Genomic DNA, 26,615 nt, shown 5'->3' on the forward strand with positions numbered 1-26,615 from the left:
CAGGGGTGGATCTAGAGGGTGATGAGACCCTGGGTCTTGGTGCGGGCGGCGTCGAAGCGCGCCTGCGCGTCCTGCCAGTTCACGATGTTCCAGAACGCCTTGACGTAGTCGGCCTTGACGTTGAGGTAGTCGAGGTAGAAGGCGTGCTCCCACATGTCGAGCATGAGGATGGGCTGCGTGCCGACCGGCACGTTGCCCTGCTGGTCGAAGAGCTGGAAGACGTTGAGCCGCTCGGCGATCGAGTCCCATGCGAGGACGGACCAGCCGGAGCCCTGGATGGCCGTGGCGTTGGCCGAGAAGTGCGCCTGGAACTTGGCGTGGTCGCCGAAGAACTCGCCGATCGCCGCCGCGAGCTCGCCCTCGGGCTCGCCGCCGCCGTCGCCGGAGAGGTTGTTCCAGAAGATCGTGTGGTTCGTGTGGCCGCCGAGGTGGAAGGCGAGGTCCTTCTCGAGCTTCGAGACCGTGCCGAACTCGCCCGCGTCGCGCGCGGCGGCGAGCTGCTCGAGCGCCGTGTTCGCACCGTCGACGTACGTCTTGTGGTGCTTGTCGTGGTGCAGCTCCATGATCTTGGCGCTGATGTGCGGCTCGAGGGCCGCGTAGTCGTAGGGCAGCTCGGGCAGGGTGTAGACGGTCATGCGTGTCTCCTTCGATCGAACGATGGTCGTCGCGTACGTCTCGTACAGCGATCCTAGTCGCCGAGATGTTCCCGACGACGGGGTTGCGAGCCCGCTCAGTCGAGCTCGGGGACTGCGGCCTCGGTGTCCGGGATGCCGCGATCCTCCGCCGTCTTGTCGGCGAGCGCGAGGAGGCGACGGATGCGGCCGGCCACGGCGTCCTTCGTCATGGCCGGGTCGGCGCGGCGGCCGAGGTCGTCGAGCGACGCGTCGCGGTGGTCGAGGCGCAGCCTGCCGGCGTAGGCGAGGTGCTCGGGGACGTCGGGGCCGAGGATCTCGAGCGCTCGCTCGACGCGGGCGCACGCCGCGACGGCCGCCTGCGCGCTGCGGCGCAGGTTCGCGTCGTCGAAGTTCACGAGTCGGTTCGCGTTCGCGCGCACCTCGCGCTGCTGGCGCATCTGCATCCACGACTCGACGGTCTCCGACGCGCCCATCGCGGACAGCAGGCGCGAGATCGGCTCGGTGTCGCGGACGACGACGCGGTGGACGCCGCGCACCTCGCGCGACTTCGCGGGCACGCCGAGCCGCTGCGCGGCGCCGACGATCGCCATGGCCGCCTCGTTGCCGGGCGAGGCGATCTCGAGCGCCGCCGAGCGGCCGGGGTCGGTGAGCGAGCCCTGCGCGAGGAACGCGCCGCGCCAGACGGCGGCGAGGTCCTCGAGCGAGCCGGTGGTGAGGCGGTTCGGCAGGCCGCGCACGGGACGACGGCGTGCGTCGAGCAGCCCCGTCTGGCGTGCGAGGGTCTCGCCCTGCGCGACCACGCGCACGAGGTACGCCCGCTGGCGCGCCCCGCCGGAGATCACGGCGATCTCGGCGCGCACCCCGTACAGGTCGAGCAGGTCGCGCCCGAGACGGCGCGCGATGGCGGCGGACTCGACCTCGCTCTCGACCGCGACCCGGCCGGAGATGACGTGGAGCCCTCCCGAGAACCGGAGCAGGGAGGCCACCTCCGCCGCCCTGGCCTGCGGTCGCTGCACGCGCACGCGCGCGAGCTCCTCCTTGACGTCGTGCGTCAGGGTCACGTCACTCCCTTCCCAGGTCTCGGTGCTGCACCGTCACGGACACGCCTGCGTCGGCGAGTCGTGCGGCGAGGTGCTCGGACATCGCGACGGAGCGGTGCTTGCCGCCCGTGCAGCCGATGCCGAGCACGGCGTATCGCTTGTTCTCCCGCGCGTAGCCGGCGAGGACCGGCTGCAGCGCCACGAGGTAGGCGTCGGCGAACTCCGTGGCGCCCTCCTGCGCGAGCACGTAGTCGCGGACCGCGTCGTCGAGGCCCGTGTGCGCCTTGAGCTCCGGCTGCCAGAACGGGTTCGGCAGGAAGCGCATGTCGGCGATGAGGTCGGCGTCCGGCGGCGTGCCGTACTTGAACCCGAAGGAGAGGACCGTGAGGCGCACCTCGCCCTCCTCGCCGCGGGAGAAGCGGTCGCGGACGCGCGTCGTGAGCTCGTGGACGTTGATGTCGCTCGTGTCGAGCAGCACGTCGGCGAGGTCGCGGATGCCGGCGAGGCGCGCACGCTCGGTGCGGATGCCGTCGAGGATCGTGCCGTCGCCCTGGAGCGGGTGCGGCCTGCGCACCTGCTCGAAGCGGCGCACGAGCGTCGCGTCGCTCGCCTCGAGGTAGACGACCGTCATGGGCATCTCGGTGCGCAGCGTCTCGATGAGGCGCATGGCGTCGTCGAAGAGGACGCCGCCGCGCACGTCGACGACGATCGCGAGCCGCTGCAGCTGCTCGGACGCGGCCGGGACGACGTCGACGAGCTGGCGCAGCATGATGGGCGGCAGGTTGTCGACCACGTAGTAGCCGAGGTCCTCGAGCGCATTCGCCACCGTCGACCGCCCTGCACCGGACATGCCGGTGATGATGAGCACCTCTCGTGCGGTCACGATCCCCCTCGTCGATCGGACTCCACCGTATCGGACTGCAGCGACGTCCAGACCTGCTCCGCGAGCCTCGGACCGATGCCCTTGACCTCCGCGATCTCCTCCGGCGACGCCGCGCGCACGCGCTTCGCGGAGCCGAAGTGCTTGAGCAGCCTGCGCACGCGCTCGTCGCCGAGGCCGGGGATGGCCGAGAGCTCGCTCTGGATCGCGCTCGAGCGCTGCTGCCGCTGGTAGGTGATCGCGAAGCGATGCGCCTCGTCGCGCAGCCGCTGGACGAGGTAGAGCGCCTCGCTCGTGCGGGGCAGGATCACGGGATGGTCGTCGCCCGGGAGCCAGAGCTCCTCGAGGCGCTTGGCGATGCCGACGATCGCGATCGACGCACCGGCCTCGCGCACTGCCCTCGCCGCGGCGGCGACCTGCGGCTGCCCGCCGTCGACGAGCAGCAGCTGCGGCGGGTACGCGAAGCGGTTGCGCCCCTCCCCCTCCTCGGGGTCGCCCTCGACGAGGTGCCGCAGCCTGCGGGTGAGGACCTGGTGCATCGCGTCGGTGTCGTCGGCCGCCTGCGCGACCTTGAACTTGCGGTACTGGTCCTTGCGCGGCAGGCCGTCCTCGAAGACGACCATCGAGGCGACGATGCCGGTGCCGCCGAGATGCGAGACGTCGAAGCACTCGATGCGCAGCGGCGCCTCGTCCATGCCGAGCGCCTCCTGCAGGTCGGCGAGCGCGAGCGCGCGCGAGCCGTAGTCGCTCGTGCGACGCGTCTTCGCGACCTGCAGCGCGTGCGCGGCGTTCGCGGTCGCCGAGTCGGCGAGCTGGCGGCGGTCGCCGCGCTGCGGCACGCGCAGGCCCACGGCGCCGCGGAGCCCGTGGGCGGCGCGACGCTCGCCGAGCCAGACCGCGACCTCGTCGGCGCTCTCGGGCAGGTGCGGCACGAGCACGTCGCGCGGCGGCGGATCGTCGCCCTGGTAGGCGACGCGCAGCATCTGGCTCGCGAGCTCGGCCGGCGTCATGTCGAGCTCGGTGTCGACGACCCACGAGCGGGTGCCGCGGATGCGACCGCCGCGCACCGAGAACAGGTGCACCGCCGCCGAGAGCTCGTCCTGCACCGTGCCGAAGACGTCGGCGTCGATGCCGTCGGACAGCACGACGGACGTCTTCGACAGCACGTTCTCGAGCGCGAGCATCTGGTCGCGGAGGCCCGCGGCGCGCTCGAACTCCTCGCGCGCGCTCGCCTGCTGCATGCGCACCTTGACGTCGTCGACGACGCGCTGGTCGCCGCCGCCCATGAAGTCGGACAGCGCCTTCGCCACGTCGCGGTGCTCGGCCTGCGAGACGCGGCCGACGCAGGGCGCGGAGCACTTGCCGATGTCGCCGAGCAGGCAGGGCCGCTGCTGGCGCTCGGCCTTGCGGTAGACCGCCTGCGAGCACGACCGCATGGGGAAGGCCTTGAGCAGCACGTCGAGCGTCTCGCGGATCGCCCACGTCTTCGCGTACGGCCCGAAGTAGCGGGCGCCGCGGATGTCGTGGTTGCGGGTGACGAGCACGCGCGGCACGGGGTCGCCGAACGTGACGGCGAGGTACGGGTACGACTTGTCGTCGCGGAACTGCACGTTGAAGGGAGGCTCGAACTCCTTGATCCATGTGTACTCGAGCTCGAGCGCCTCGAGCTCGGAGCCGACGATCGTCCACTCGACGCGAGCGGCGGACAGCACCATGCGCCGCGTGCGCTCGTGCAGCGAGTGCAGCGGCTGGAAGTAGTTCGACAGCCGTTGGCGGAGGTTCTTGGCCTTGCCGACGTACAGGACGCGCTCGTGCTCGTCGCGGAACCGGTACACGCCGGGCCGGGTGGGGATCTCACCCGGCCTCGGCTTGTACGGGACGGTGTCTGCCATCTAGAGGATCTCTGCCAGGAACCTGCCCGTGTGGCTCGCCTCGACGGTGGCGAGGTGCTCGGGCGTGCCCTCGGCGACGACGGTGCCACCGCCCGAGCCGCCCTCGGGGCCGAGGTCGATGAGCCAGTCGGCCGACTTGATGACGTCGAGGGAGTGCTCGATCGTCACGACCGAGTTGCCCTTCTCGACGAGCCCGTCGAGCACCTTGAGGAGCTTGCGGACGTCCTCGAAGTGCAGGCCCGTCGTCGGCTCGTCGAGCACGTAGATCGAGCGACCCGTCGAGCGCTTCTGCAGCTCGGTGGCGAGCTTGACGCGCTGCGCCTCGCCGCCGGAGAGCGTCGTGGCGGACTGGCCGAGCCGCACGTAGCCGAGCCCGACGTCGACGAGCGTCTTGAGGAACCGATGGATCGACGAGATCGCCTCGAAGAAGTCGGCGGCCTCCTCGATCGGCATCTCGAGCACCTCGGCGATCGACTTGCCCTTGTAGTGCACCGAGAGGGTGTCGCGGTTGTAGCGCGCGCCCTCGCAGACCTCGCACGCGACGTACACGTCGGGCAGGAAGTTCATCTCGATCTTGATGGTGCCGTCGCCCTGGCAGTGCTCGCAGCGGCCGCCCTTGACGTTGAACGAGAAGCGACCGGGCAGGTAGCCGCGCGTCTTCGCCTCGGTCGTCTCGGAGAAGAGCACGCGGATCTTGTCGAAGACGCCCGTGTACGTCGCGGGGTTCGAGCGCGGCGTGCGGCCGATGGGCGCCTGGTCGACGTGCACGACCTTGTCGAGGTGGTGCAGGCCGGTGACGCGGCGGTGCCGCGCGGGCACCTGCTTGGCGCCGTTGAGCCCGTTGGCGAGCACCTTGTAGAGGATGTCGTTGATGAGCGACGACTTGCCGGAGCCCGAGACGCCCGTGACGGCCACGAACATGCCGAGCGGCACGTCGACGTCGATGCCCTGGAGGTTGTTCGCGCGCGCGCCCTCGATGCGCAGCACGCGATCGGGGTCGACGGTGCGACGCGTCGCCGGCACGGCGATGGACTCGCGTCCGGCGAGGAAGTCGCCCGTGAGCGAGGCGCGGTTCTGCAGCAGCTCCTCGTAGGTGCCGGAGTGCACGATCTCGCCGCCGTGCTCGCCGGCGCCCGGGCCGACGTCGACGATCCAGTCGGCCGTGCGGATGGTGTCCTCGTCGTGCTCGACGACGATGAGCGTGTTGCCGAGGTCGCGGAGGTCGACGAGCGACTCGATGAGCCTGCGGTTGTCGCGCTGGTGCAGGCCGATCGACGGCTCGTCGAGCACGTAGAGCACGCCCGTGAGGCCGGAGCCGATCTGCGTCGCGAGGCGGATGCGCTGCGCCTCGCCACCCGAGAGCGTGCCGGCGGCGCGCGAGAGCGAGAGGTACTGCAGCCCGACCTGGATGAGGAAGGACAGCCGCGCGCGGATCTCGCGCAGCACCGCGGCGGCGATGCGCGCCTCGCGGTCGGTGAGGTCGAGCTCGGCCATGAACGTCTGCGCGTCGGCGAGGCTCATCTCGGTCACGGAGGAGATCGAGTGGCCGTGCACGAGCACCGAGAGGACCTCGGGCATGAGGCGCGCACCGCCGCAGTCGGGGCAGGGCACCTCGCGCAGGTACTCGCCGTGCTTCGACCGCGACCAGTCGCTGTCGGCCTCCATGAACTTGCGGTGCACGTACGGCAGCAGGCCCTCGTAGCCGGAGTTGTACGAGAGGGTGCGGCCGTAGCGGTTGCGCCACTTCACGGTGACGTTGCCCTCGGAGCCGCGCAGGACGATCTCGCGGATGTCGTCCGGGAGGTCGCTCCACGGGGTGTCGAGCGAGAACTCGAGCTCCTTCGCGAGGCCCTGCATGAGGCGCGCGAAGTACGTGTAGAGGCCCTTGCCCGTCTGCGTCCACGGCAGGAGGACGCCCTCGGCGATCGACAGCTCGTGGTCGCCGAGCACGAGGTCCTCGTCGACGGCCATCTTCGTGCCCAGGCCGTCGCAGGTCTTGCACGATCCGAACGGCGCGTTGAACGAGAACGTGCGGGGCTCGATCTCGGTGAGCGTCACCGGATGGCGGTTCGGGCACGACAGCCGCTCGCTGAACGTGCGCGTGCCGTCGGCCGAGCCGTCGTCGACGAAGTCGACCATGACGAGCCCGTCGGCGAGGCGCAGCGCCGTCTCGAGCGAGTCGGTGAGGCGCGTGAGGATGTCGGGACCGGCCACGAGGCGGTCGACGACCACGGCGATGTCGTGCTTGACCTGCTTCTTGAGCGCGGGTGCCTCGGCGAGCTGCACGACCTCGCCGTCGATGACGGCGCGCGAGTAGCCGGTGGCGACGAGGTTGCGGATGAGGTCGGCGAACTCGCCCTTCTTCTGCTGCACGACGGGCGCGAGCAGCTGGTAGCGCGTGCGCTCGGGGAGCTCCATGAGCTCGTCGGCGATCTGCTGCACCGTCTGACGCTGGATGCGCTCGCCGCACACCGCGCAGTGCGGGATGCCGATGCGCGCCCACAGCAGGCGCATGTAGTCGTAGACCTCGGTGATGGTGCCGACCGTGGAGCGCGGGTTGCGGTTCGTCGACTTCTGGTCGATGGAGACCGCAGGGCTCAGGCCCTCGATGAAGTCGACGTCGGGGCGGTCGACCTGCCCGAGGAACTGGCGCGCGTAGGCCGAGAGGGACTCGACGTAGCGGCGCTGCCCCTCGGCGAAGATCGTGTCGAACGCGAGCGACGACTTGCCCGATCCGGACAGCCCGGTGAAGACGACGAGGGCGTCGCGCGGGATGGCGAGGTCGACGTCCTTGAGGTTGTGGACGCGTGCGCCCTTGACGCTCAGCTGCGGCGTGTCGGGGTCCAGCGAGGACTCCACGGCGCGGTGGGAGGCGATGTCGACAGTCACCTGACGAGCCTACGTCCGACCACCGACACGACCTGGCCGGGTTCGCGCCCGGCGGATCGCCGACGCGCCGCCGGCCGGGTCGCGTCGCCGTCCGACCGTGCGCGCGACCGCACGCACGAGGGCCGGCCGCCACCCACGGGTGACGGCCGGCCCTCGAACGGCATGCGCGGGTGCGTCAGGCGCGAGCCTCGGCGGCGCGAGCCGCGTCGAGCTCGGTCCCCGCGTCCTCCGACGGCATCGTGCCCGAGGCGTCCTCGAGGTGCGCGCGCAGGAACCACTGGAACTGCTCGAGGCCGCGGATCTGCTCGATCGCGATGTCCTCGGAGATCGGGTCGATCTCGCCCAGGCGCTCCTGCACGGCGCGGTAGTCGGCGATGACGCCGTCGTACACGAGGTTCAGGGCCGCGATGTGGGCCTGCGTCGGCGCACGATGGACCGAGTAGTCGTTCCACGAGCGCGCGTCGACGAGCGCACCCGGCAGGCCGTTCGGCGCGAGGCCCAGCGTCGCGATGCGCTCGGCGAGGTCGTCGACCCAGCCGCGCACGAGCTCGATCTGCGGGTCGAGCATCTCGTGGACCGCGATGAACTGCGGGCCCACGACGTTCCAGTGGGCGTGCTTCAGCGTGAGCTGCAGGTCGTTGAGCGCGTGCAGGCGGTCCTGCAGGGTGCGCGCCGCCTCGTGGCCCTCGCCGAGGGCGAGTCCGGGCACCGTGTAGGGCGCCTCGTCGAGCTTCGAGCTGGTGACGTTCGTCATGGTGAGGCTCCTTCCGTCTCGTCTGCGTCCAACGCTGCCAGGTGCGGCGATCTTCCGCGCGGGCTTGACGCCATGCCGCGCGCCGACCCGCCTGCCGCTCAGGCGATGCGAGCGATCGCGGCACCTGCGGCGACGGTCGCGCCCTCCGCGATCGCGCGAGCGAGCGTGCCGGCGCGGTGCGCGACGACCGGCGTCTCCATCTTCATGGCGTCGAGCACGGCGACGCGCTCCCCCTCGACGACCGTCGCGCCGTCGTCGACGAGCCAGCGCACGAGCGTGCCGGGCGCCGGAGCCTCGAGCGCCGCGGCGTCGACGCCCGCGTCGTCCAGGGCCAGGCCTGCGGCTCCCCCGCCCGAGGCGGCCGCGAGCACGGCGTCCGGCAGCCCGAGGACGACCCGTCGCCCGTCGACCTCGATCGCGATGCGCCGCAGCGCCGCGCTCGGCACGGGCGAGGCGCGCAGCTGCGGCTCGATGCGCGGCATGACCTCCGCCTCCACCCACTGCGTCGACGCCGCGAAGGTCGCCGTCGCGAACGCGGGCTCGTCGAGCACGGCGCGCGCGAACGCCGCGGTGGTCGGCACCCCCACGACCTCGAGCTCGCCGAGCGCGCGGCGCAGGCGTGCCAGCGCAGCGTCGCGATCGGGTGCATGCACGACGAGCTTCGCGATGAGGGAGTCGAACGCGGCCTCGACGCGATCGCCCGCCTCGACGCCCGCATCCCATCGCACCCCCGGCCCGCCGGGCACCCGCAGCGCCTCGATGCGCCCCGGGCTCGGCAGGAAGCCGCGCCCGGGGTCCTCGGCGTTGACGCGCAGCTCGATCGCGTGGCCGCGCGGCGCCGGGGTCGCCGTGAACGACGGCCCGAGCCCCTCGGCGATGCGCAGCTGCTCGCGCACGAGGTCGACGCCCGTGACGGCCTCCGTCACGGGGTGCTCGACCTGCAGCCGGGCGTTGACCTCGAGGAACGCGAGCGTGCCGTCGCGTGCGAGGAGCAGCTCGACCGTGCCTGCGCCGCGATAGTCGACCGCGGAGCAGACGGCACGGGCGGCAGCGTGGATGCGTGCGCGCTGCGCGTCGTCGAGCTGCGGGGCCGGCGCCTCCTCGAGCAGCTTCTGCCCGCGTCGCTGCAGCGAGCAGTCGCGGTCGCCCACCACCACGACGCCGCCGCGACCATCGCCGAGCACCTGCACCTCGACGTGTCGCGGATGCTCGAGGAACCGCTCGACGAGGCACTCGCCGCGGCCGAACGCCGCCACGGCCTCCCGCGTCGCCGCGGCGAACGCCTCGGGCACCTCCTCGAGCGTGCGCGCGACGCGCATGCCGCGACCGCCGCCGCCGAACGCCGCCTTCACCACGACCGGCAGCCCGTGCTCGCGTGCGAACGCCACCGCCTCGGCGGCGTCCGCGAGCGGGCGATCGATGCCCGGCACCACGGGTGCGCCCGCCGCGATGGCGATGCGGCGCGCCGACGCCTTGTCGCCGAGGGACTCGATCGACGCGGGCGTCGGCCCGATCCACGTGAGCCCCGCGTCCTCGACCGCTCGGGCGAAGTCGGCCCGCTCGGACAGGAAGCCGTACCCGGGGTGCACGGCGTCGGCACCGGACGCCGTGGCGGCGGCGAGCAGCGACGGGATGTCGAGATAGGTCTCGGCCGCCGTCGTGCCCTCGAGCGCGATCGCCGCGTCGGCCACGCGCACGTGCAGAGCGTCGACGTCCTGGTCGGCGTAGACGGCGACCGACCGGATGCCCGCCTCCGCGCACGCCCGCGCCACACGGACGGCGATCTCGCCGCGGTTGGCGATGAGGACGGTGCGGATGCGGGTCATGCGGGCGCTCCGATGCTGGGGTCGTGGACGCGGAGCCGGATGCGAGCGCCCGGGGGCACCTGGCCGGCGAGGTCGAGGTCGGCGTCGACGACGACGGCCGCGACCGGGTAGCCGCCCGTGAGCGGATGGTCGACGAGGAAGAGCACCGGGCGTCCGTCGGGCGGCACCTGGATGGCGCCGGCGACCACGCCCTCGCTCGGCAGCTCGTCGACGCGTCCGCGCTCGAGGGCGGGACCGGCGAGGCGGAGGCCGACGCGGTCCGACGTGGTCGTGACCTCCCAGGGGTGGGTCGTGAGCATCGCGATCGCCGCGGGCGCGAGCCAGTCGGCGCGGGGGCCGAGCACGATGCGCAGCTCGACCTCGTCGCCTGCCGCAGGCAGCTCGCCGCGCTGCTCGGGGACGGGATCGACGGCGTGCGGCGCCGCCGCCGGGCCGTGCAGCGGCACGACGTCGCCCGCGGCGAGCGGCGCGGGGCCGAGGCCCGCGAGGGTGTCGGTCGAGAGGCTGCCGAGCACCGGCTCGAGGGCGATGCCGCCGCGGACGGCCACGACGACGCGCGCGCCGGTGCGGATGGTGCCGAGCCGCAGCTCGTCGCCGTCGTCGAGCGCCGCGGGCTCGCCGTGGGCGACGACGCCCGTGCCGGCGCGTCCGACGACCGTCGCGTCGCAGCGCCCGCCTGCGATCGCGACGACGGACGCGCCGCGTGCGCGCAGGACGACGCCGCCGCCGGCCGCCTCGAGCGCCGCGACGTGCGCGAGGTTGCCGACCGCACGGTTCGCCGTCCGCAGGGCCGCCCGGTCGGCGACCCCCGAGCGGCCGACGCCCAGCGCCGCGAGACCGGGGCGGCCGAGATCCTGCGCGAGCAGCCGCACGCCGGGCCGCACGACCTCGAGCGCATGCGTCGAGGCCGCGTGCCGCGCGGACGGGCCCGTGGCGCGGCTGCTCGGACCGGACACGGCGAGGCGCTCGCGCGGCGCGCGCGCGAAGCGCACGGTCGCGCCCGGGGCGAGCAGCGCGGGCTCGTCGCGCTCGAGGTCCCACATGCGCGCGTCGGTGCGGCCGAGGAGCTGCCAGCCGCCGGGCCCCTCACGGGGGTAGACGCCCGAGAAGGCCCCCGCGAGGCCGACGGACCCTGCAGGGATGCGCGGGCGCGGGCTCGCTCGCCGGGGCACCTCGAGCCCGGGGGCGGCGCCGTCGGCCACGAGGTAGGCGAATCCCGGCGCGAACCCGGTGAAGGCGACGCGCCACGTCGCGCCCACGTGGCGTGCGACCACGGCGTCGGTCGTGACGCCGAGGAGCGCGGCGACGTCGTCGAGGTCCTGCCCGTCGTAGCGGACCGGGATGGTGACGAGGGCACCGCCCGCCGGCGGGTGCGCGACCGGCTCGACCGCCGTCAGGCGCGCGGCGAGGTCGCGCTCGGCGACGACGCGCGGGTCGAACCGCACGAGGATCGTGCGGGCACCCGGCACGAGCTCGGTGACGCCCGCGATGGCGGCCTCGCGCAGGCGAGGGAGCAGCCGGACGGCCTCGTCGAGGTCGGCCGCCTCGAGCAGCAGGGCCGCCTCGCCGGCGACGCGCACGCGCGTCATGCCGTGAAGCGAGCGAGCTCGACGTCGGCGCCTCGCAGCGCCTCGCGCGTCGCCTCGGCCATCGCGACGGCGCCCGGGCTGTCGCCGTGCACGCAGATCGATCGAGCGTGCACGGCGATCGACGAGCCGTCGATCGCGTCGACGACGCCCTCGCGGGCCAGCCGCACCATCCGGGCGGCGACGACGCGGGGATCGTGCAGCACGGCACCGGGCTGCGACCGCGGCACGAGCGAGCCGTCGGGTGCGTAGGCGCGGTCGGCGAAGGCCTCGGCGACGACCTCGAGCCCCGCATGCTCGGCGACGTCGAGCCCGCGCGAGCCGGCGAGCCCGAGCAGCACGAGCGAGGGATCGATCGCTCGCACCGCGGCGGCGACCACGCGCGCACGCCGCTCGTCGCGCGCGACGGCGGCGTAGAGCGCGCCGTGCGGCTTGACGTAGGCGACGCGGCCGCCGGCCGCGGTCGCGAGCCCGCCGACGGCGCCGAGCTGGTACTCGACCTGGGCCTGCAGCGTCGCGTCGTCGACGTCGACCTCGCGACGGCCGAAGCCCTCGAGGTCGTCGTAGCCGGGATGCGCGCCGATCGCGACGCCGCGCGCGACGGCCCCGACGAGCGTCGCGCGGATGCCCTCCGGGCTCCCGGCGTGGAACCCGCACGCGACGTTGGCGCTCGTCACGATGCGCAGCATCGCGGCATCGTCGGCCACGACGCGGCTCGGCACGTTCTCGCCGAGGTCGGCGTTCAGGTCGATCGAGGTCATGCGCGCGGCCCCGCTGCCCGGGCTCAGCCGGCCTCGCGCAGCTGGCGGAGGTCGCGCTTGAGGTCGTGCAGCTCGTCGCGGATGCGGGCGGCGAGCTCGAACTTCAGCTCGCCGGCGGCCTCGGACATCTGCGCCGAGAGGTCGGCGATGATCGACTCGAGCTGCGCAGGTCCGTCGAGCGGCGATCGGTCCTTCGCGAGCCGCGGCGTCGGCGCGCCGCGCCTGGTGTTGGAGAGGAGCTCGGCGGTGTCGGCCTCCTCGCGCGCGAGCATCGCCGTGATGTCGCCGATCTTCTTGCGCAGCGGCGTCGGGTCGATGCCGTGCTCGGTGTTGTAGGCACGCTGGATCTCGCGCCTGCGGTCGGTCTCGTCGATGGCGAGGCGCATCGAGTCGGTGATCCTCGAGGCGTACATGTGCACCTCGCCCGAGACGTTGCGGGCTGCGCGGCCGATCGTCTGGATGAGCGACGTCGACGAGCGCAGGAAGCCCTCCTTGTCGGCGTCGAGGATCGCGACGAGCGACACCTCGGGGAGGTCGAGGCCCTCGCGGAGCAGGTTGATGCCGACGAGGACGTCGAAGACGCCGGCTCGCAGCTGCGTCAGCAGCTCGACGCGACGGAGGGTGTCGACGTCGGAGTGGAGGTAGCGCACCCGCACGCCGGCCTCGGTGAGGTACTCGGTGAGCTCCTCGGCCATGCGCTTCGTCAGCGTCGTGACGAGCACGCGCTCGTCGCGCTCGGCGCGCGTGCGGATCTCCTCGAGCAGGTCGTCGATCTGGCCCTCGACGGGCTTGACGACGAGCTCGGGGTCGACGAGGCCCGTCGGACGGATGATCTGCTCGACGATGGTGTCGGCGAGGCCCATCTCATACTTGCCGGGCGTTGCCGACAGGTAGACCTTCTGCGGCACGCGGTCGAGGAACTCGTCGAACTTCAGCGGGCGGTTGTCGAGCGCGGACGGCAGGCGGAAGCCGTGCTCGACGAGCGTGCGCTTGCGGCTCGCGTCGCCCTCGTACATCGCGCCGATCTGCGGGATCGTGACGTGCGACTCGTCGATCACGACGAGGAAGTCGTCGGGGAAGTAGTCGAGGAGGCAGTCGGGCGCCTCGCCGGCCTCGCGCCCGTCGATGTGCCGCGAGTAGTTCTCGATGCCCGAGCAGAAGCCGATCTGCTCCATCATCTCGAGGTCGAACGTCGTGCGCATGCGCAGCCGCTGGGCCTCTAGCAGCCTGCCCTCGCGCTCGAGCTGCTGCAGGCGTGCGTCGAGCTCGTCGCGGATGCGGACCATCGCCCGCTGCATGCGGTCGGAGCCGGACACGTAGTGGCTGCCGGGGAAGACCGAGACGGCGTCGAGCCGCTGCAGCACCTCGCCCGTGAGGGGGTGCAGCCGCGAGATCGCCTCGATCTCGTCGCCGAAGAGCTCGATGCGGATCGCCTGCTCCTCGTACATCGGGATGATCTCGATCGTGTCGCCGCGCACGCGGAACGTGCCGCGCTCGAACGCGACGTCGTTGCGCTGGTACTGCATGCTCACGAAGCGGCGCAGGAGATCCTGGCGGTCGATGCGCATGCCGACCTGCAGCGCGATCATCGCCTCGAGGTACTCGGCCGGCGATCCGAGGCCGTAGATGCACGACACCGTCGACACGACGACGACGTCGCGGCGCGAGAGCAGCGCGTTCGTGGCCGAGTGGCGCAGTCGCTCGACCTCGGCGTTGAGCGAGGAGTCCTTCTCGATGAAGGTGTCGGTCTGCGGGACGTACGCCTCGGGCTGGTAGTAGTCGTAGTACGACACGAAGTACTCGACGGCGTTGTTCGGCAGCAGCTCGCGGAACTCGTTGGCGAGCTGCGCCGCGAGCGTCTTGTTGTGCGCGAGCACGAGCGTCGGGCGCTGGACGGCCTCGACGAGCCAGGCCGTCGTCGCCGACTTGCCGGTGCCCGTCGCGCCGAGCAGCACGACGTCCGTCTCGCCGCGGTTCACGGCAGCGGCGAGCTCGGCGATGGCCTTCGGCTGGTCGCCCGAGGGGGTGTACTCGGAGATGACCTCGAATGGCCGTACGGCGCGCGTCGGTTCCATGCCTCGAGCCTAGGAGCGACCACCGACAGCGCTCGCATCCTGGCGGTACGCCTCCAGCGATCGGGCCGGCTCGAGCCGCCAGCCGCCCGTGATGCGGCGGACGGAGCCGCGCGCGTCGAACTCGTAGCGGATGGGCTCGCCCACCGATCCGTAGCCGCTCGCGTCGTCGACGACGAGCGTCTGCTCGTCGAGGACGCGCAGGCGCTGCGCCGACGCCATGGGTGCCGCGGCGCCGGGCGGGATGGCGTAGAGGGCGTCGCCGAGGCGCACGACGTCGACGAGCTGCCACGGGCTCTGGAAGCGCCCCGTGAACCGCATGAGGTCGACGCGGCGCGCCCCGCGCACGGGCGCCATCGCGGCCGAGCCGTGCTCGGGCACGTCGTGCCCCGACGTCATCGCGAGGTCGTCCGCGTCGCGGCGCTGCGTGGCCATGAGGATCTCGACGATGCCCTCGGCGAGCTCGGCGGCGGGACCGTCGATCGCGTTCGTCAGCACGCTCACGGCGATGCCGAGCCGCGGCTCGAACAGGGTGCGGGTGCTCTGCCCGGGCCAGCCTCCGCCGTGGCCGAGCCACGTGCGACCCGCGACGTCGCGCAGCTGCATGCCGAGCCCGTAGCCGGCGGCGACGCCGTCGCGCTCGCGGGTCGACCACTGCTGCTGCGCCATGCGCCGCTTCGACCGGTCGTCGAGCAGCTCGCCCGAGCCGAGGAACTGCGCGGCGGCGAAGCGCACGAGCTCGGCCGCGGTCGACGTCAACCCCGTCGCGGCCGCGAGCGAGCCCGACGACGGGCTCTCGAGCACCTCGCGCGTCATCGACGTGTGGATGCCCGAGTGCGACGACACGAGTCGGGCGCTCTTGCGCGCGTCGACGTCGGGCACGGTGCGCGCGAGGCCGAGCGGCTTGAGGACCGCCTCGCGCAGGTGCTCCTCGTAGCGCGAGCCCGTCACCGTCTCGACGACGAGCCCGAGGATGCCGTAGCCGACGTTCGAGTACTTGAACGAGGTCGCCGTCGGCAGCACGTCGAGCGGCTCGGCGAGGATGGCGTCGAGCTCGGCGGCGTCGGGGAACGGCCGCTGGAGCGACCAGAACGACGTGTCGGCCGAGTCGCGCGTGATGCCGGAGCCGTGCGAGAGCAGCTCGCGGATCGTGACGTGCTCGGCGCCCGTGCCCCGCAGCTGCGCCACGTGCTCGCTCGCGACGTCGTCGAGCCGGAGCCTGCCCTGCTCGACGAGCTGCAGCACCGTCGTCGCCGCGAGCATCTTCGAGTGGCTGGCGACGCGGAACTGATGCGTCGGCGTGAGCCGCTCCCCCGTCGACACGTCGGCGACGCCGAACGCCTTCGACATGCGCAGGCCTCCGCCGAACCAGATCGCGACCTGCGCGCCCGGCACGCGCGTGCGCCACACGCGGTACTCGATCCAGCTCACGAGATGGTCGAGCGCGTTGCGCGCGGCGACCGACGCGTCGGACTCCTTCACCATGCCGTCCCCTCCTGGATCGCGGACCACAGCGCGTCGGTCTGCGCGATCGTCTGCTCCATCGTGCCCGACGTGTCGACCACGACGTCGGCGACGGCGAGTCGCTCGTCGTCGGAGGCCTGCGAGCGCACGCGCCGCTCGGCCTCGGCCTGCTCCATGCCGCGCAGCGCGACGAGCCTCGCGATGCGCTGCTCGGCCGGAGCGTGCGCGACGACCACCCCGGCGAAGTCATGCGGCACGCGCGCCTCGACGAGCAGCGGCACGTCGTACACGACGACGGCGTCGGGATCGCCCGCGTGCTCGGCGATGCGTGCGGCCACGCGCGACTGCACGGCGGGATGCGTGATCCGCTCGAGGTCGCGACGCGCGGCAGCGTCGGCGAAGACGATCGCGCCGAGCGCCGCGCGGTCGAGCGCGCCGCCGACGACGACGTGCGCGCCGAAGCGCTCGGCGATGCGGTCGAGGGCGGGCTCGCCGGGCTCGACGACCTCCCGGGCGACGCGGTCGGCGTCGATCACGATGGCGCCGTGCTCGGCGAGCCTCGCCGCGACGGTGGACTTGCCGGCTGCGATGCCGCCGGTGAGGCCGATGAGCTGCATCCGCCCATCATCCCAGGACCGTCCGACCTCGCGGGGCTACCATCTGCGCGAGGGGGATGCTCCCCCGGCCAGGAGGCACGGATGCTCGAGCTCCTCACCGGTTCCGGCCTCGCGGCGGCCGCGGGCATGAACGCCTACATCCCCCTCCTCGCGGTCGGCGTCGCGAACCGCTTCCTCCCGCAGCTCATGCAGCTGCCGGAGGGCTGGGCGTGGCTGTCGAACGAGTGGGTGCTCGGCATCGTCGCCGTGCTGCTCGTCGTCGAGGTCGTCGCCGACAAGATCCCGGCGGTCGACACGGTCAACGACGTGCTGCAGACCGTCGTGCGGCCCACGGCGGGCGGACTCGTCTTCGGCTCCTCCTCCACGGCGTCGACGATGGCCGTCACCGATCCCGCAGCGTTCTTCGCGTCGAACCAATGGGTGCCGATCGTCGTCGGCGCCGTCATCGCGCTCGTCGTGCACGGCACGAAGATGGCCGTGCGACCCATCGCGAACGTCGCGACGGGCGGCACGGCCGCGCCCGTCATCTCGACGTTCGAGGACGTCGGCGCCGTCGGCATGACGGTGCTCGCGATCGTGATGCCCGTGCTCGTCGTCGTCGGCATCCTCGTGCTCGTCGCGATCGTCGTCGCCATCGTCCGCCGCGGCAGGCGCGGCCCCGGCATCCCCCTCGACCGCGCGGATGGCGCGGCGGCCTAGCCCGCCACGCATGCGACGAGGGCCGCATCCCCGTGGGGATGCGGCCCTCGTGCGTGATGCGGGGTGGCTCAGTCGGTGCGACCCGTGAGCTTCTCGCGGAGCGCTGCGAGCGCCTCGTCGTCGGCCAGCGTGCCGCCGCCGTTCGACTCGGAGGAGTAGGTCGAGCCCGTGGAGGTGCCGGCGGCCACGTCGGCTGCCTCGACCTCGCGTGCGTTCTTGACCTGCTCCTTGTGCGACTCCCAGCGAGCCTGGGCGGCCGCGTACTCGGCCTCCCATGCCTCGCGCTGCTCGTCGAAGCCCTCGCGCCACTCGTTCGTCTCGGCGTCGAAGCCGTCGGGGAACTTGTAGTTGCCCTGGTCGTCGTACTCGGCGAGCATGCCGTAGAGCGCCGGGTCGAACTCGGTCGCCTCGGGGTCGACGTCGAAGTTCGCCTGCTTGAGCGAGAGCGAGATGCGACGACGCTCGAGGTCGATGTCGATGATCTTGACGAAGACCTCGTCGTTGACCGACACGACCTGGTCGGCCGTCTCGACGTGCTTCTCGGAGAGCTCCGAGATGTGCACGAGACCCTCGATGCCGTCCGCGACGCGGACGAAGGCGCCGAACGTGACGAGCTTCGTGACCTTGCCCGGTGCGAGCTGGCCGATCGCGTGCGTGCGGGCGAAGACCTGCCACGGGTCCTCCTGCGTCGCCTTGAGCGACAGGGAGACGCGCTCGCGGTCGCGCTCGACCGTGAGGACCTCGACCGTGACCTCCTGGCCGACCTCGACGACCTCGGATGCGTGCTCGATGTGCTTCCACGAGAGCTCCGAGACGTGCACGAGGCCGTCGACGCCGCCGAGGTCGACGAATGCGCCGAAGTTGACGATCGACGAGACGACGCCCTTGCGGATCTGGCCCTTCTGCAGGCCGTCCAGGAACTGCGTGCGCGAGGCCGACTGGGTCTCCTCGAGCAGCGCACGACGCGACAGGACCACGTTGTTGCGGTTCTTGTCGAGCTCGAGGATCTTGGCCTCGATCTCCTGGCCCAGGTAGGGCGTGAGGTCGCGGACGCGGCGGAGCTCGATGAGCGACGCGGGCAGGAAGCCTCGCAGGCCGATGTCGACGATGAGACCGCCCTTGACGACCTCGATGACCGAGCCGGTGACGACACCGTCGGTCTCCTTGATCTTCTCGACGTCGCCCCAGGCGCGCTCGTACTGCGCACGCTTCTTGGAGAGGATCAGACGACCCTCCTTGTCCTCCTTCTGGAGGACGAGCGCCTCGACGGCGTCGCCGACCTCGACGACCTCCGTCGGGTCGACGTCGTGCTTGATGGAGAGCTCGCGCGAGGGGATGACGCCCTCGGTCTTGTAGCCCACGTCGAGAAGGACCTCGTCGCGGTCGATCTTGACGACGGTGCCCTCGATCAGGTCGCCATCGTTGAAGAACTTCAGGGTCTTCTCGACGGCTGCCATGAAGTCCTCGGCGCTGCCGATGTCGTTCACGGCGACCTGCTTCGGAGCCTTGGTCGTTGCAGTGGTCATGTGGTGTTGGTTGCCTTCGGTTCGGACAGAGTCTGGCTCGCGCGTGCATCCTGATGGGGATCCGCCCGCGAGCATGCGGAACTGGGGTCGCAGAAGCGACGCTCAAGGCTAGCGCATCCGGATGGCCCACGCACCCAGGGTCGTCGCCCCCGGTGCCGTCGCGGATCAGTCGTGCGCGAGCGCAGCGCGGAGCATGAGGTCGCCGAACGGGTGCTCGGCGACGATGTCGACCATCTCGCGGGTCGCGGCGCCGCGCTCGACGAGCGACTCGAGCGCGGCGTCGCGATCGGCGAGCGCGCCCGCGAGCCACTCGGCGTCGACCGCGGCGCGCCAGGCGGCGACGCGGCCCGTCGTCGCGGCCTCGAGGGCCTCGACCCGCTCGAACCACGCATCCATCTCGGCTCGCTGCCGCTCACGTCGCGCCTCGTCGCCGCCGCCGGCCGCGCGGAGGAGCCCGGCGAGCAGCCCCGGCGCAGGCGGCGGGGACACGGGCGGGGCTCCCGGGGCGTCGGGTCGGGCCGCGAGCAGCGCCTGCGACTCCTCGAGGGCCTCGTCGCAGATGGCCAGCAGCGTCGCGAGGCGCCGCTCGTCGTCGATCGCGGCGATCTCGAGGTGCGCGAACCCGCCGAAGGTCTCGACGGGTCCGCGCATCTCGTGCGCTCGGTCGACGGCGCTCATCGGCCCCGCAGGACCGCGGCCTTGAGCGTGTCGAGGCCGACGCCGCCGATGTTCAGCACGCGCATGTGGAAGTCCTTGAGGTCGAACGCGTCGCCCTCGGCGGCCTTCGCCTCGTCGCGGATCTGCTCGAAGATGCGCTGCCCGATCTTGTACGAGGGCGCCTGTCCCGGCCAGCCGAAGTAGCGGTTGACCTCGAAGCGCACGAACGGCTCGTTCATGTTGACGTTCTGGCGCATGAAGTCGAACGCGTAGTCGAAGTCCCACGTGCCGGTGCCGTCGAGGCGCGGCTTGCCCAGGTGCACGCCGATGTCGAGCACGACGCGCGCCGCGCGCATGCGCTGCCCGTCGAGCATGCCGAGGCGGTCGGCGGGGTCGTCGAGGTAGCCGAGCGACTCCATGAGGCGCTCGGCGTAGAGCGCCCAGCCCTCGGCGTGACCCGACGTGCCCGCGAGCCTGCGCCACGTGTTCAGCTGCTCGCGGTTGTACGTGGCCTGCGCGATCTGCAGGTGATGCCCCGGGACGCCCTCGTGGTAGACGGTCGTGAGCTCGCGCCACGTGTCGAACTCGGTGACGCCCTTCGGCACCGACCACCACATTCGGCCCGGACGCGAGAAGTCGTCGGCGGGACCCGTGTAGTAGATGCCGCCCGTCTGCGTCGGCGCGATCATGCACTCGAGCGCCTCGATGGGCTTCGCGATGTCGAAGTGCGTCTTGCCGAGCTCGGCGATCGCCTCGTCGCTCGTCCGCTGCATCCACGCCTTGAGGGCGTCGGTGCCGTGCAGCTTGCGCGATGCGTCGCCGTCGAGGTGCGCGATCGCCTCCTGGACGCTCGCGCCCGGGAGGATCTCGTTCGCGATGCGCTCCTGCTCCTCGCGCATGCGGGCGAGCTCCTCGATGCCCCACTCGTACGTCTCGTCGAGGTCGACGGTGGCACCGAGGAAGCGACGCGACATGAGCTGGTAGAACTCGCGGCCCACCGCGTCCTCCTCGCGTGCTGCCGGCAGCAGCTCGTCGCGGAGGAAGTCGCGCAGCACGCCGTAGGCGAGCGTCGCCGACTGCGCGCCGCCCTGCAGGTCGCTGCGGAGGCCCTGGGAGAGGTCGCCCTCGTCGGCCGTCGCGCCGTTCGCGAGGTCGTGGAAGAAGCCGGCGCCGTCGCCGATGTCGTCCAGCTGCTCGAGCACCTGCTCGACCTGGCGCCGAGCGGGCGTGTTGCCCACCTCGATGCCGGCGCGCAGGGAGTCGACGTAGCCCTCGATGGCGCCGCGCACCGTGCGCAGGCGCCCGGAGACGTCGGACCAGTCGCCCTCGGTCGCCGTGGGCATCATGTCGAAGACGTCGCGGATGCCCTGGGCCTCGGAGGCGATGTTGTTGAGGTCGCGCTGCCACCAGCCGGACTCCAGCGTCTCGACCTCGAGCTCGAGCTCGCGCGACAGGTCGGTCTTCGTGACCCAGTCGACGTCGTCGACGGGCTCCTCGGCGGCGAGCGCCGCGAGGGCGCCGCGCGCGGCCTCGATGCGCGGCTGCACGCCCTCGCGCGAGAGGTCGCCGTACTGCGTCTTGTCACCGGGTGCGCCGAGCCAGACGCGCGTGCGCGGCTCGAGCTCGATCTCCTTCTGCACGACCGCCTCGGCGATCGCGTCGATGGGCGTGGTGGGTCGTTCCTGCGGGGTCTCCGTCATGCCTCGACCCTACCGGCGGCCTCCCACGCCGCAGCGGGTGCCGCGCCTCAGGAGACGAGCGGCAGCACGCCCTCCTCGAAGGCGTCGACGCCCTCGAGGCCGTAGGCGACGTCGGGCATGTAGACGACGAGGTAGTCGCAGCCGGCGGCCTGCAGCGCGCGGATGCGCTCGGCGACCTGCTCGGGGCTGCCGATCGCGGCGCCCTCCGCCTTGAACGCCGCCCCGGCCTGGTCGGCGGGCAGCGTGCGATCGGTGCGGGCGTGGATCTCGTCGACGACGCGACGCGCCTCGGCCTCGGTCTCGCGCACGACGACGTTGAGGTTCGTCGAGTTGACGATCTCGCCCGGGTCGCGTCCGGCGGTCTCGCAGTGGCGGTGCAGGATGTCGCGCTTGCGGGCGAACTGCTCGGGGGTGCCGCCGAAGTTCGACGCGTCGCCCCACTTGGCGGCGTATCGCAGCGTGCGCTGCTCGCCGCCGCCCGCGATCCACGTCGGGATGTGCGGCGTGCCGTCGGCGCGCCGCTGCAGCGGCTGCGGACGGCAGATGGCGCCGTCGACCGAGTACCACTCGCCCTCGAGCGTCGCCTCGCCGTCGTGCCACAGGCGCTGCATGATCTGCACCCCATCGCGGAGCCTGCCGATGCGCTCGCCCGTGCCCGGGAACCCGTAGCCGTACGCGCGCCACTCGTGCTCGTACCAGCCGGCGCCGATGCCCATCTCGACGCGACCTCCGGAGATCGCATCGACGGTCGCGGCGACCTTCGCGAGGTAGGCCGGCTCGCGGTAGCCGATGCACGTGCACATCTGGCCGAGCCGCACGCGCTCGGTCGCCGCGGCGAGCGCCGCCATGAGCGACCACGCCTCGTGCGTCGCCTCGTGCGTGGGATGCGGGGTCGTGTGGAAGTGGTCGTAGACCCACACCGACTCCCACGGCCCCGCCTCGGCACGACGCGCGACGTCGAGCATCGTGCGCCACTGGTCGGCAGGCTCGACGTCGACGAGGTCGAGTCGCCAGCCCTGCGGGATGAAGAGTCCGGTGCGCAGCGTCATGACCGGCAGCCTACCGACGCGTGCGGCTCGGGATCAGTGGCCCGCGGCATCCCAGTTCGGGCCGACGCCGACCGCGACGTCGAGCGGCACCGACAGGTCGGCCGCGCCGCCCATGCCCTCGCGCACGATCTCGGTCATGCGGTCGAGCTCGCCGGCGGCGACCTCGAACACGAGCTCGTCGTGCACCTGCAGCAGCATGCGCGAGCGCAGGCCCTCCTCGAGCATCTGCGCGTCGATCGCGAGCATGGCGCGCTTGATGATGTCGGCCGCGGAGCCCTGGATGGGCGAGTTGAGCGCCTGTCGCTCGGCGTTCTCGCGCAGCACGCGGTTGGCCGAGTGGAGGTCGGGGAACGGGCGGCGCCTGCCGAAGATCGTCGTGGTGTAGCCGTCGTCCTTCGCCTGCATGACGACGCCGCGGAGGTAGTCGCGCACGCCGCCGAAGCGCGAGAAGTACTCGAGCATGAGCTGCTTCGCCTCGGACTGCGGGATGCGCAGCTGCTTCGAGAGGCCGAAGGCGCTGAGGCCGTAGGCGAGGCCGTACGACATCGCCTTGACCTTCGTGCGCATGAGCGGCGTGACGTCGGCCGGGTCGACGCCGAACACGCGCGAGCCGACGAACCGGTGGAGGTCCTCGCCCGAGTGGAACGCCTCGATGAGACCCGCATCCTCCGACAGGTGCGCCATGATGCGCATCTCGATCTGCGAGTAGTCGGCGGTGAGCAGCGTCTCGAAGCCCTCGCCGTGCACGAACGCCGTGCGGATCTCGCGGCTGACGTCGGTGCGGATGGGGATGTTCTGCAGGTTGGGGTCGTTCGACGACAGGCGGCCGGTGTTCGAGCCCGTCTGGTCGTAGGTCGTGCGGATGCGGGCGTCGGGGCCGATGCCCTTCTGCAGCGTCTCGATGATCTGCATGAGCTTCGTGGCCTCGCGGTGCTGCAGCAGCAGCCCGAGGAAGGCGTGCGGGCTCGACTCCTGCAGGTCGGCGAGCGACTTCGCGTCGGTCGAGTAGCCGGTCTTCGTCGCGCGCGTCTTCGGCATGCCCAGCTCGTCGAACAGCACGGTCTGCAGCTGCTTGGGACTGCCGAGGTTGACCTCGTGGCCGATCTCGGCGAATGCGTCGCGCGCATGGCCGTCGGCCTTCTCGCGCATGGTGGCGTGGATGCGGGCGAGGACGGTGTCGTCGATCGCGACGCCCGCGTTCTCCATGCGGGTGAGCACGGGCTGCAGCGGCAGCTCGATGTCGGACTCGACGCCGAGCGTGCCGGGGTCGAGGTTGGCGCGCAGCGGGCCGGCGATGCGGCTGACGTACCAGGCGATCGTCGCGGTCGCGCTGGGCTCGACGTCGGGCACGAGCTGCGTGGGATCGGGCTTCGGCATGGCCTCGCCGAGGATGGCGAACACCTGGTGGTCGAGCTCGTACGTCTTCGCCAGCGCCGTCGGCGCTACGAGCCAGGCGGCGATGCGCGTGTCGAGCACGACGCCCTCGAGCTCGAGGCCGGCGGCCCACAGCCAGCGGCGCTGCAGCTTCGCGTCGTGCAGCACCTTCGGGTGGTCGCCCGCGAGCCAGGCGACGAGCGCGTCGTAGTCGCCGGTGCCCGCCTGGTACGGCACGTACGCGCTCGACGCCTCCGTCGACAGGCCGATGCCCGCCAGCGCGTCGCCCGTGCGCTCGAGGTGCACGGCGACGTCGCCGCTCTGACGCTCGAGCCAGGTCGCGAGCTCCTCGTCGACCATCGTGTGGACGGCGGGCGCCTTCGGGGCGTTGGCCGCGGGCGCGATCTCGCCCTCGGCGCCGGACCCCTCCTGCGCGAGGACGCGGTCGAGGAGCGTGCGGAACTGGAGGCGCTGCGAGAAGAGCTCGCGCACCTTGCCCTCGTCGATCGGCTGCCGCGCGAGGTCGAGTGGACCGATGGGCAGCTCGACGTCGTCGACGAGCCGGTTGAGCCGGCGGTTGCGCAGCGCGCGATCCTGCTGCTCGCGGAGGTTGTTGCCGACGACGCCCTTGATCTCGTCGGCGTGGGCGAGGATCTCGTCGACGGTGCCCCACTGCTGCACCCACTTGACGGCCGTCTTCTCGCCGACCTTGTCGATGCCCTGGAGGTTGTCGCTCGTCTCGCCGACGAGCGCGGCGATCTCGGGGTACTGGTGCGGCTCGATGCCGTACCGCTCGCGCACGGTGTCGGGCGTGTAGCGCTTGAGCTCGGAGACGCCGCGCGCGGACGGGTAGAGCAGCGTGACGTCGCCGTTGACGAGCTGGATGGTGTCGCGGTCGCCGGAGACGACGAGGACCTGCATGCCATCGGCGACGCCGCGCTTGGCGAGGGTCGCGAGGATGTCGTCTGCCTCGAAGTCCTCCTTGGAGATCGTGCGGATCCCCATGGCCTGCAGCGCCTCCTCGAGGAGCGGGATCTGCCCCTTGAACTCCGGCGGCGTCTCGGCGCGCGTGCCCTTGTACTCGGCGAACTCGCGCGTGCGGAAGGAGAACCGCGAGATGTCGAACGCGACGGCGAGATGCGTCGGCCGCTCGTTCTTGAGGATGAGCAGCAGCATCGAGATGAACCCGTGGATGGCGTTCGTGTGCTGCCCCTCGCTGTTGACGAAGTTGTCGAGCGGCAGCGCGAAGAACGCGCGGAACGCCAGCGAGTGGCCGTCGATGACCATGAGGGTAGGCTTCGTGTCCGGCACGGAGCCAGCCTAGCCAGCACCAGCGACACCGCACCCAGGAGCACCCTTGCCCGACGCCACCTCGCCCGCGACTCCCCCGCACGCGATCCCCTCCGACGTCGCGTCGAGCCCGGGCGCGTCCGACCTCCTGGGCGAGCGCGGCCGCGGCGAGCTCGCCGAGCGCATGGGGATCGAGTTCACCGAGCTCTCGGCCGACCGATCGGTCGCGACGATGCCCGCCGAGGGCAATCGCCAGCCGATCGGCCTCGTCCACGGCGGCGCCTACTGCGTGCTCGCCGAGAGCCTCGGATCGATGTCGGCCAACGCGCACGCGATCACGCTCGGCCGCTACGCGGTCGGCATCGACATCAACGCGACGCACACGCGGTCGGTGCGCTCGGGCACCGTCACGGGCACGTGCACGGCCGTGCACCTCGGCTCGACCATGACGGTGCACGAGATCGTCGTCACCGACGAGGACGGCCGCCGCATCTCGACGGCCCGCATCACGAACCTCCTGCGCGACCGCTGAGGCTGGGGCGGGCGCGTCCTCCGACCGGTCGCGTCCTGCGCCGACGGGTCACGTCCTGCGCCGACCGGTCACGTCCTGCGCCGACCGGTCACGTCCTGCGCCGACCGGTCACGTCCTGCGCCGACCGGTCGCAACGGGTGCCCGAGAGGTCCAGATCTGGACCGTTCGCCCGTCGAGAGGTCCACATCTGGACCACTCGATGCAGTCGGCGCGCATGACTCGACCGCTCCACGAGCAGTGCGACGGGTACGTGCGAGCCAGCGTCACGCCGCACCGATCGTGACCGGTCGCTGCGCGCCGGGGCATGTGCGAGTCCTCAGGGCCGGCGCTGCGCATGCGCCGCTCGCACGAGGGCGACGATGCGCCGACCGCCGTCGTCGAGGTCGCGCGCGCTGACGCGGATCACCTGCCAGCCGGCGTCCTGCAGGCGACGATGACGTTCGACGTCCCTCGCGTACTGCACCGCGTCCGTGCGGTGCTGCTGACCGTCGTACTCGACGCCGAGACGCAGCCGCCGCCACGCCATGTCGAGTCGCCCGATGAGCCGCCCGTCCAGATCCCTGACCTCCACCTGCAGCTGCGGCTCGGGCACCCCGCCGCGCACGAGGATCAGTCGCAGCCGCGTCTCCTGCGGTGACTCGGAACCGACGCGGATCGCTCCGAGCGCGCGATGCACGAGGCTCATGCCACGCGCGCCGCGGTACCGCTCCGCGTTCTGCGCGAGGTCGGCGACGTCGAGTCGCCCCGGCCGGTCGCGCGCCACGATCGCGTCGCCGACGGCGACGAGCTCGTCGTGATCGAGCTGGCGTGCGACGTGCACGAAGCAGTCCTCGACGGACTCGACCCGCAGACCTCCGAGCTCGACGACGCGCGCCTTGATCCGGTGTCCGACGACGTCGGGCCGCCGCATGCGAGGCGCCCTCGAGGGCGAGGCGAGGTGGATGGGCAGCGTACCGATCCGCGACGGCAGCGGCAGGCCATGGATGCGCGCGGCCGACGCGTGCGACAGGAACTGGTCGGGCCGCCGGACCGCCTCGAGCGCGGCGAGCAGGTCATGGGCGGGCTCTCCGCTCGGCTGGAGCAGTCGAACTCCCCACGTCGGCGACGCGAGCGCGGCCGAGCGAAGGGCATGCGGCGTGAACCCGTGCTCGAGCGCAGCACGAACGGGGAAGGCGCGGACAGGGCGAGCGTCGTCGGTGAGCATCCGCGCACCGTGCCACTCGACGCGAGCGCGCGTGCGGCTGGATCGTCGGCCGTGGAGAGCAGCCACCTGTGAGGGACGTCGCTCGCAGGTGCGAATCGGTCGCAGCCTGCGCCGCGCGCAGACCGATCGGTCCAGATCTGGACCATTCGACGGTCGAGCGGTCCAGAT

Annotated in this window: 21 protein-coding genes; 3 read left to right on the top strand and 18 right to left on the bottom strand. The window is 72.1% G+C overall.

What is annotated here, in order from left to right:
• Positions 1-11: 11 nt before the first annotated feature.
• From ABD249_RS07460 to coaE, 12 genes are all read right to left on the bottom strand, one after another.
• Positions 12-635, bottom strand: coding sequence for a superoxide dismutase (locus ABD249_RS07460; protein WP_344342250.1), 624 nt, complete (start codon positions 633-635; stop codon positions 12-14).
• A gap of 95 nt (positions 636-730) precedes the next feature.
• Positions 731-1,696 carry a DNA-binding protein WhiA gene (gene whiA / locus ABD249_RS07465; RefSeq protein WP_344342251.1) on the bottom strand — a complete coding sequence of 322 codons (966 nt, stop codon included), beginning with the start codon at positions 1,694-1,696 and terminating at the stop codon, positions 731-733.
• Between the two features lies 1 nt (position 1,697).
• Complete coding sequence (gene rapZ, locus ABD249_RS07470) at positions 1,698-2,558, bottom strand: RNase adapter RapZ (RefSeq protein WP_344342253.1); 861 nt, start codon at positions 2,556-2,558, stop codon at positions 1,698-1,700.
• The gene (gene uvrC, locus ABD249_RS07475) at positions 2,555-4,447 is read right to left on the bottom strand and encodes an excinuclease ABC subunit UvrC (RefSeq protein ID WP_344342254.1); all 1,893 of its coding nucleotides are present in this window, start codon (positions 4,445-4,447) and stop codon (positions 2,555-2,557) included. The genes rapZ and uvrC overlap by 4 nt, the downstream gene beginning before the upstream one ends.
• Positions 4,448-7,306, bottom strand: coding sequence for an excinuclease ABC subunit UvrA (gene uvrA / locus ABD249_RS07480; RefSeq protein WP_344342544.1), 2,859 nt, complete (start codon positions 7,304-7,306; stop codon positions 4,448-4,450).
• A 205-nt stretch (positions 7,307-7,511) separates the two neighbouring features.
• A complete protein-coding gene (locus ABD249_RS07485) occupies positions 7,512-8,090 on the bottom strand; it encodes a Dps family protein (protein ID WP_344342256.1) in 579 nt (192 codons plus the stop codon).
• A gap of 98 nt (positions 8,091-8,188) precedes the next feature.
• Positions 8,189-9,916 carry an ATP-binding protein gene (locus ABD249_RS07490; RefSeq protein ID WP_344342257.1) on the bottom strand — a complete coding sequence of 576 codons (1,728 nt, stop codon included), beginning with the start codon at positions 9,914-9,916 and terminating at the stop codon, positions 8,189-8,191.
• Entirely contained in the window at positions 9,913-11,505 is a 1,593-nt protein-coding gene (locus ABD249_RS07495) for a 5-oxoprolinase subunit B/C family protein (protein WP_344342258.1), read from the bottom strand. Before ABD249_RS07495 ends, ABD249_RS07490 begins: the two co-directional genes overlap by 4 nt.
• Positions 11,502-12,263 carry a LamB/YcsF family protein gene (locus ABD249_RS07500; protein WP_344342260.1) on the bottom strand — a complete coding sequence of 254 codons (762 nt, stop codon included), beginning with the start codon at positions 12,261-12,263 and terminating at the stop codon, positions 11,502-11,504. The genes ABD249_RS07495 and ABD249_RS07500 overlap by 4 nt, the downstream gene beginning before the upstream one ends.
• Before the next feature lie 23 nt (positions 12,264-12,286).
• The gene (gene uvrB / locus ABD249_RS07505) at positions 12,287-14,338 is read right to left on the bottom strand and encodes an excinuclease ABC subunit UvrB (RefSeq protein WP_344342261.1); all 2,052 of its coding nucleotides are present in this window, start codon (positions 14,336-14,338) and stop codon (positions 12,287-12,289) included.
• Positions 14,339-14,347: 9 nt separating this feature from the next.
• The gene (locus ABD249_RS07510) at positions 14,348-15,820 is read right to left on the bottom strand and encodes a serine hydrolase domain-containing protein (protein WP_344342263.1); all 1,473 of its coding nucleotides are present in this window, start codon (positions 15,818-15,820) and stop codon (positions 14,348-14,350) included.
• A complete protein-coding gene (gene coaE, locus ABD249_RS07515) occupies positions 15,814-16,416 on the bottom strand; it encodes a dephospho-CoA kinase (RefSeq protein WP_344342264.1) in 603 nt (200 codons plus the stop codon). The genes ABD249_RS07510 and coaE overlap by 7 nt, the downstream gene beginning before the upstream one ends.
• A gap of 81 nt (positions 16,417-16,497) precedes the next feature.
• On the opposite strand from coaE, the gene ABD249_RS07520 reads away from it, so the two are divergent.
• Complete coding sequence (locus tag ABD249_RS07520; RefSeq protein ID WP_344342266.1) at positions 16,498-17,115, top strand: DUF4126 domain-containing protein; 618 nt, start codon at positions 16,498-16,500, stop codon at positions 17,113-17,115.
• A gap of 68 nt (positions 17,116-17,183) precedes the next feature.
• Here the strand turns inward: ABD249_RS07520 and rpsA are convergent, their stop codons facing one another.
• The 5 genes from rpsA to polA all read right to left on the bottom strand — a co-directional run bounded on the left by rpsA (position 17,184) and on the right by polA (position 24,708).
• Positions 17,184-18,641 (bottom strand): 30S ribosomal protein S1, encoded by a 1,458-nt coding sequence (gene rpsA, locus ABD249_RS07525; RefSeq protein ID WP_344342267.1) that lies wholly within the window; start codon positions 18,639-18,641, stop codon positions 17,184-17,186.
• 165 nt (positions 18,642-18,806) lie between these two features.
• Positions 18,807-19,319 carry a hypothetical protein gene (locus ABD249_RS07530; RefSeq protein ID WP_344342268.1) on the bottom strand — a complete coding sequence of 171 codons (513 nt, stop codon included), beginning with the start codon at positions 19,317-19,319 and terminating at the stop codon, positions 18,807-18,809.
• Positions 19,316-20,998, bottom strand: coding sequence for a DUF885 domain-containing protein (locus tag ABD249_RS07535; RefSeq protein ID WP_344342270.1), 1,683 nt, complete (start codon positions 20,996-20,998; stop codon positions 19,316-19,318). Before ABD249_RS07535 ends, ABD249_RS07530 begins: the two co-directional genes overlap by 4 nt.
• A 47-nt stretch (positions 20,999-21,045) precedes the next feature.
• The gene (locus ABD249_RS07540; RefSeq protein ID WP_344342271.1) at positions 21,046-22,047 is read right to left on the bottom strand and encodes an LLM class F420-dependent oxidoreductase; all 1,002 of its coding nucleotides are present in this window, start codon (positions 22,045-22,047) and stop codon (positions 21,046-21,048) included.
• A gap of 33 nt (positions 22,048-22,080) precedes the next feature.
• Positions 22,081-24,708 (bottom strand): DNA polymerase I, encoded by a 2,628-nt coding sequence (polA, locus tag ABD249_RS07545; RefSeq protein WP_425546303.1) that lies wholly within the window; start codon positions 24,706-24,708, stop codon positions 22,081-22,083.
• A 109-nt stretch (positions 24,709-24,817) separates the two neighbouring features.
• Between polA and ABD249_RS07550 the strand changes: the two genes are divergently transcribed.
• Positions 24,818-25,243, top strand: coding sequence for a PaaI family thioesterase (locus tag ABD249_RS07550; protein ID WP_344342546.1), 426 nt, complete (start codon positions 24,818-24,820; stop codon positions 25,241-25,243).
• A 316-nt stretch (positions 25,244-25,559) separates the two neighbouring features.
• Here ABD249_RS07550 and ABD249_RS07555 read toward each other — a convergent pair whose 3' ends face one another.
• A complete protein-coding gene (locus ABD249_RS07555) occupies positions 25,560-26,063 on the bottom strand; it encodes an endonuclease domain-containing protein (RefSeq protein WP_344342273.1) in 504 nt (167 codons plus the stop codon).
• On the opposite strand from ABD249_RS07555, the gene ABD249_RS07560 reads away from it, so the two are divergent.
• Complete coding sequence (locus ABD249_RS07560; protein ID WP_344342274.1) at positions 26,037-26,519, top strand: hypothetical protein; 483 nt, start codon at positions 26,037-26,039, stop codon at positions 26,517-26,519. The two genes, ABD249_RS07555 and ABD249_RS07560, sit on opposite strands and share 27 nt — an antisense overlap.
• Positions 26,520-26,615 lie beyond the last annotated feature (96 nt).

The sequence above is a fragment of the Agrococcus versicolor genome (assembly GCF_039531815.1).
GTDB lineage: Bacteria > Actinomycetota > Actinomycetes > Actinomycetales > Microbacteriaceae > Agrococcus > Agrococcus versicolor.

Bases quoted from the DNA above. Each gene is read 5' to 3' on its own strand.
- polA (WP_425546303.1), bottom strand. From the start codon at position 24,708: ATGGTCATCGACGGCCACTCGCTGGCGTTCCGCGCGTTCTTCGCGCTG.
- ABD249_RS07460 (WP_344342250.1), bottom strand. From the start codon at position 635: ATGACCGTCTACACCCTGCCCGAGCTGCCCTACGACTACGCGGCCCTC.
- ABD249_RS07535 (WP_344342270.1), bottom strand. From the start codon at position 20,998: ATGACGGAGACCCCGCAGGAACGACCCACCACGCCCATCGACGCGATC.
- ABD249_RS07520 (WP_344342266.1), top strand. From the start codon at position 16,498: ATGCTCGAGCTCCTCACCGGTTCCGGCCTCGCGGCGGCCGCGGGCATG.
- ABD249_RS07510 (WP_344342263.1), bottom strand. From the start codon at position 15,820: ATGGTGAAGGAGTCCGACGCGTCGGTCGCCGCGCGCAACGCGCTCGAC.
- ABD249_RS07490 (WP_344342257.1), bottom strand. From the start codon at position 9,916: ATGACCCGCATCCGCACCGTCCTCATCGCCAACCGCGGCGAGATCGCC.
- ABD249_RS07500 (WP_344342260.1), bottom strand. From the start codon at position 12,263: ATGACCTCGATCGACCTGAACGCCGACCTCGGCGAGAACGTGCCGAGC.
- uvrB (WP_344342261.1), bottom strand. From the start codon at position 14,338: ATGGAACCGACGCGCGCCGTACGGCCATTCGAGGTCATCTCCGAGTAC.
- ABD249_RS07485 (WP_344342256.1), bottom strand. From the start codon at position 8,090: ATGACGAACGTCACCAGCTCGAAGCTCGACGAGGCGCCCTACACGGTG.
- coaE (WP_344342264.1), bottom strand. From the start codon at position 16,416: ATGCAGCTCATCGGCCTCACCGGCGGCATCGCAGCCGGCAAGTCCACC.
- ABD249_RS07530 (WP_344342268.1), bottom strand. From the start codon at position 19,319: ATGAGCGCCGTCGACCGAGCGCACGAGATGCGCGGACCCGTCGAGACC.
- rpsA (WP_344342267.1), bottom strand. From the start codon at position 18,641: ATGACCACTGCAACGACCAAGGCTCCGAAGCAGGTCGCCGTGAACGAC.
- uvrC (WP_344342254.1), bottom strand. From the start codon at position 4,447: ATGGCAGACACCGTCCCGTACAAGCCGAGGCCGGGTGAGATCCCCACC.
- ABD249_RS07540 (WP_344342271.1), bottom strand. From the start codon at position 22,047: ATGACGCTGCGCACCGGACTCTTCATCCCGCAGGGCTGGCGACTCGAC.
- ABD249_RS07495 (WP_344342258.1), bottom strand. From the start codon at position 11,505: ATGACGCGCGTGCGCGTCGCCGGCGAGGCGGCCCTGCTGCTCGAGGCG.